This is a genomic window from Burkholderia sp. HMSC10F09 (assembly GCF_001806955.1).
Lineage (GTDB): Bacteria > Pseudomonadota > Gammaproteobacteria > Burkholderiales > Burkholderiaceae > Burkholderia > Burkholderia multivorans.
In genome coordinates this window covers 21,940-26,254 of sequence record NZ_KV786671.1, presented here as the reverse complement: position 1 = coordinate 26,254, position 4,315 = coordinate 21,940, and the positions used below count along the sequence as shown (strand labels likewise).

The following is a 4,315-nucleotide window of genomic DNA, read 5'->3' as shown; positions in this document are numbered from 1 at the left end:
CCCGACGGCGCGACGGGCTCCACCGGCGGGCGCGGCACCGGCTTGCTGCGCGGTTTCGGCCGCGCCTGCGGGTCGGGCTTCCACAGCGTCGGACGCGCATAGCGGCCGTTCTGCCGCGGCGCCATCGGATTGACGGTATGCGCGGTGGTCGGCTGCACGATGTCGTCGTCGCGATACAGCGCGCTGCGCGGCAGGTCCGCGATGCCGTGCGCATCGTCGTCGCCGGTGTCGCGCGCCAGCTTCACGCCGAACGACGTGTCGACCCAGGCGGCGAACCGGCGCCAGCCGATGCCGGTGAGCCACGGCAGCCCGGCGAACAGCAGCACGACCATCGCGACCGGCGTGCCGATCGGGCCGAGCACGTGCGCGAAGCCGCCCGCGAACGCATGGCCGAGCGCGTTCGTGTCGGGACCGGACAGCGCGCTCGTCAGCGTGCAGCTCGCGACGAATACGGCCGCAAAGCCGAGCCACAGGCGAATCGAGCCGGGGCCGGCGAGGCCGCCGCCGCCAGGCAGCATCGCCTGCACGAGACGCCAGAAGAGGAGGAGGAACCAGACGGCGGAGATGCCGAACCAGCCGAAAACAACCGTGTGCATGCTTTGAAACGAAGTAAGGCGGGGAGCGCGATGCGCGACCCGCCGAGTTTAACCGGCCGACGACCCGGACAAGGACCAACAGGACACCCGGACAGCGCGGCGCGAATCCGCCGCGCGACCGGTCATGCGGACGATGCGCGCGGAGAAAGGCGGCCGGTCGGCCATCTCCGCGCGCGACGTCATTGACCGCGGCGCGTGAACGTCAGCGTGTCGCCGGCTTCGGTCACGATCTGCAACTGCTGCGGCGCGCGCATCAGCACGCCGGTCTTCGCGATGTGCGCGAGCGCATCGAGATACGCGCGTTCGAGCTGCCCGCCGAGCGTGTTCGGACAGGCCATCCGCGTACCGGCGAGCGGCCCGAAGCTCAGCAGCCCGTTCTTCACGTTGTACGGACCCATGTAGCGGTTGCAGCCCGAAAACCCGCTCGCGTGCCGAACACCCGACTGCGTCGACAGCTGAAGCTTGATCGGCTCGCCGTTGTCGCCGTGCGGAATCGTGCGCGGCGTGCCGTCCGCGTTCTGCCAGCGCGTCAGTTCCCAACTCGTGTCGTCGAGCAGCTGGACCGCGGCGGGGTTGTACGGATCGGGTGCGGGGGCGGCGGAATCGGGGTGGGTCGGCATCGCGCAGGCGGCGAGAAGCGTGGCAAGGGTCAACGCGCAGAGCGGCGCGCGCAGCGGGCGAAGCAGGCCGGCGCGTGCGCGTGCGGTGGCGGACGGGTGGAACATGGGCCTCGTGCCTCATCGGATTCTGAACAAGGCGTAAGAGTAACGCACCCGCGCCGCGCGAGGCGAGCCGACACGCGGCGCGCGAAAACGTTCGCGGCCCGGCCGCGCGCCGCATCCGACGGCGGCGAAGCGCGCGAACCGGCCCGGCCCGCGTGTTAACATCGGAGCCGTTTTCGTCCTCCACCAGAAGCGGGAAATCACATGCAGATCGGTCAGCGGCTCGGTACGCCGCTTTCGCCGTCGGCCACGCGCGTCATGCTGCTCGGCGCGGGCGAGCTCGGCAAGGAAGTCGTCATCGCGTTGCAGCGACTCGGCGTCGAAGTCATCGCGGTCGACCGTTACCCGGATGCGCCGGGCCATCAGGTCGCACACCGCGCCCACGTGATCGACATGACGGACGGCGCCGCGCTGCGCGCGCTCGTCGAGGCCGAGCGTCCGCACCTGATCGTGCCGGAGATCGAGGCGATCGCGACCGACGCGCTCGCGCAGATCGAGGCGGCCGGGCTTGCCGAAGTGATCCCGACCGCACGCGCGACGCAATTGACGATGAACCGCGAAGGCATTCGCCGGCTCGCGGCCGAAACGCTCGGGCTGCCGACGTCGCCGTATGCATTCGCCGAGTCGTTCGACGAGTTCGCGGCCGCGGTCGCGCAGATCGGCATGCCGTGCGTCGTGAAGCCCGTGATGTCGTCGTCGGGCAAGGGGCAGTCGGTCGTACGGACCGAAGCCGACGTGAAGCCCGCGTGGGACTACGCGATGGCGGGCGGTCGCGTGAATCACGGTCGCGTGATCGTCGAGGGCTTCATCGACTTCGAATACGAAATCACGCAGCTGACCGTGCGCGCGATCGATCCTGTCACACTCGACACGCGCACGTGGTTCTGCGAGCCGATCGGCCATGTGCAGGTCGCGGGCGATTACGTCGAATCGTGGCAGCCGCAGCCGATGCGCGCGGCGGCGCTCGAGAAATCGCGCGAGATCGCGCACAAGGTCACCGAGGCGCTCGGCGGGCGCGGGCTGTTCGGCGTCGAGCTGTTCGTGCGCGGCGACGAAGTGTGGTTCTCGGAAGTGAGCCCGCGGCCGCACGATACGGGGCTCGTCACGCTCGCATCGCAGCGCCAGTCGGAGTTCGAATTGCACGCGCGCGCGATTCTCGGGCTGCCGGTCGATCCGACGCTCGGTTCGCCGGCCGCATCGGCCGTGATCTACGGCGGGCTCGACGCGCGCGGGATCGCCTTCGAAGGCGTGCGCGACGCGCTCGCGGTGCCGGGCGCCGATCTGCGGCTGTTCGGCAAGCCGGAAAGCTTCACGAAACGGCGCATGGGCGTCGCGCTCGCGACGGGCGCGAACGTCGACGAAGCGCGCGAGCGCGCGAAACGTGCAGCCGCGGCCGTCCGGCCCGTAGCGGGCAACTGATCAACCGGGAGTGCGCCATGGCGCCGATCTGGATGCGTATCGCAAAACTGGCCGCCGCAGCGGCGCTTGCGGCGGGCCTTGCCGGCTGCGGGCTGGCGGCCGCGCCGTGCCGCATCGCCTCGGCCGGGCTCAAGATCGTGCCGGTCGTCGGCCACGTCGCCGCGGCGCCGACCGACGCATGCGCCGACGTGATCGATCCGTGACCCGTGCAGACAGCGCACTGCCCATAACCGACAACGACAAGCCGCGCCGGCGGGGCGCGCATTTTCATTCGTCTTCCGAGAGGACCTGCATGATTCGTCAAACCGTCGCCGCGCTCGCGCTGGCTGGCCTCACCGTTTCCGTCGCGCATGCGGCGCAGCTGACCATCGAGGAAATCGACGCCGATGCGCGCCAGACGGTCGCGTATCAGTGCGCGAACCAGCCGCAGCCGGTGCGCGTGTCGTACTGGCTCGCGGGCAACGGCCAGAGCTTCGCGCTCGTGCCCGTGAACGGACAGCGGCTGCTGTTCGTCGATACCGTGTCGGCGTCGGGCGTGCGCTATCAGGCCGGCCGCTATACGTGGTGGACGAAGGGCAAGGAAGCGACGCTGCGCGACGAAATCGCCGACGAGAAATCGCCGCCGCTGCTCGCGGACTGCGTGCAGGTCGACAAGAAGAAAAAGCGCAAGGGCTGAGCGGCGGCCGAGCGGCGCGAAAGCGCGCCGGGTCCGGCCGGATTGCGACTCAATCAGGGCTCGAACGCTGCGCCGGACGCGGGTCGCCCTCCGTCTGCGAAGCCGCCACAGGCATGCGGCGAACCGCCGTGGCGGCCGTTCGCGGCGTTGTCACGGACAGACGGCCGCACGGTGCTACAATACGGCCCTTTCCGCCGGCATTCGCGCCGAACGGAGTCCGCACGGCCTGGCGTCCGACGTTCGCATCGAACCGGTCCCAAGCGCCAGAGCGGCGCCGCGCGGCGCGCCGCGGCTCCGTCTACTTCCGAAATGTGATGAGCGCAGGCCCGGCCGGCCTGACGCGCGATGTCCCCGCCGCGCCTTTTGAGCGAAACGCCACCATGTCCGATTCTGTCGCCAAGCCTGTCGACGCCACCTTCGATCAATTCGGCCTTGCCGCCGATATCCTGAAAGCCATTGCGGAGCAGGGCTATACGACGCCGACGCCGATCCAGGCGCAGGCCATTCCGGTCGTGCTCGCCGGCCGCGACGTCATGGGCGCCGCGCAAACGGGCACCGGCAAGACCGCGAGCTTCTCGCTGCCGATCATCCAGCGTCTGCTGCCGCAGGCGAACACGAGCGCGTCGCCCGCGCGCCACCCCGTGCGTGCACTGATCCTCACGCCGACGCGCGAACTCGCCGACCAGGTCGCCGCGAACGTGCACGCATACGCCAAGCACACGCCGCTGCGCAGCGCGGTCGTGTTCGGCGGCGTCGACATGAACCCGCAGATGGCGGAACTGCGCCGCGGCGTCGAGATCCTGATCGCGACGCCGGGCCGTCTGCTCGACCACGTGCAGCAAAAGACCGCGAACCTCGGCCAGGTACAGATTCTCGTGCTCGATGAAGCGGACCGGATGCTC

5 protein-coding genes and 1 pseudogene are annotated in these 4,315 nt (G+C 69.9%); 4 read left to right on the top strand and 2 right to left on the bottom strand.

Going from position 1 to position 4,315, the window contains the following annotated elements; all coding sequences use genetic code 11:
- Positions 1 to 596, bottom strand: a pseudogene (locus HMPREF3115_RS11630) (DNA translocase FtsK); the annotation flags it as partial.
- Positions 597 to 775: 179 nt separating this feature from the next.
- Complete coding sequence (locus tag HMPREF3115_RS11625) at positions 776 to 1,321, bottom strand: META domain-containing protein (protein WP_006398717.1); 546 nt, start codon at positions 1,319 to 1,321, stop codon at positions 776 to 778.
- Between the two features lie 201 nt (positions 1,322 to 1,522).
- Here HMPREF3115_RS11625 and purT point away from each other — a divergent pair, with 201 nt between their 5' ends.
- The 4 genes from purT to HMPREF3115_RS32380 all read left to right on the top strand — a co-directional run.
- Positions 1,523 to 2,737, top strand: a complete 1,215-nt coding sequence (purT, locus tag HMPREF3115_RS11620) for a formate-dependent phosphoribosylglycinamide formyltransferase (RefSeq protein ID WP_070554475.1) — start codon at positions 1,523 to 1,525, stop codon at positions 2,735 to 2,737.
- A 17-nt stretch (positions 2,738 to 2,754) separates the two neighbouring features.
- Entirely contained in the window at positions 2,755 to 2,940 is a 186-nt protein-coding gene (locus tag HMPREF3115_RS11615) for a DUF6726 family protein (protein WP_006398719.1), read from the top strand.
- Positions 2,941 to 3,029: 89 nt separating this feature from the next.
- Complete coding sequence (locus HMPREF3115_RS11610; RefSeq protein WP_006405617.1) at positions 3,030 to 3,413, top strand: MliC family protein; 384 nt, start codon at positions 3,030 to 3,032, stop codon at positions 3,411 to 3,413.
- Between the two features lie 380 nt (positions 3,414 to 3,793).
- Positions 3,794 to 4,315 (top strand): DEAD/DEAH box helicase (locus HMPREF3115_RS32380; RefSeq protein ID WP_256276130.1); only part of this gene is annotated, 522 nt, incomplete at its 3' end.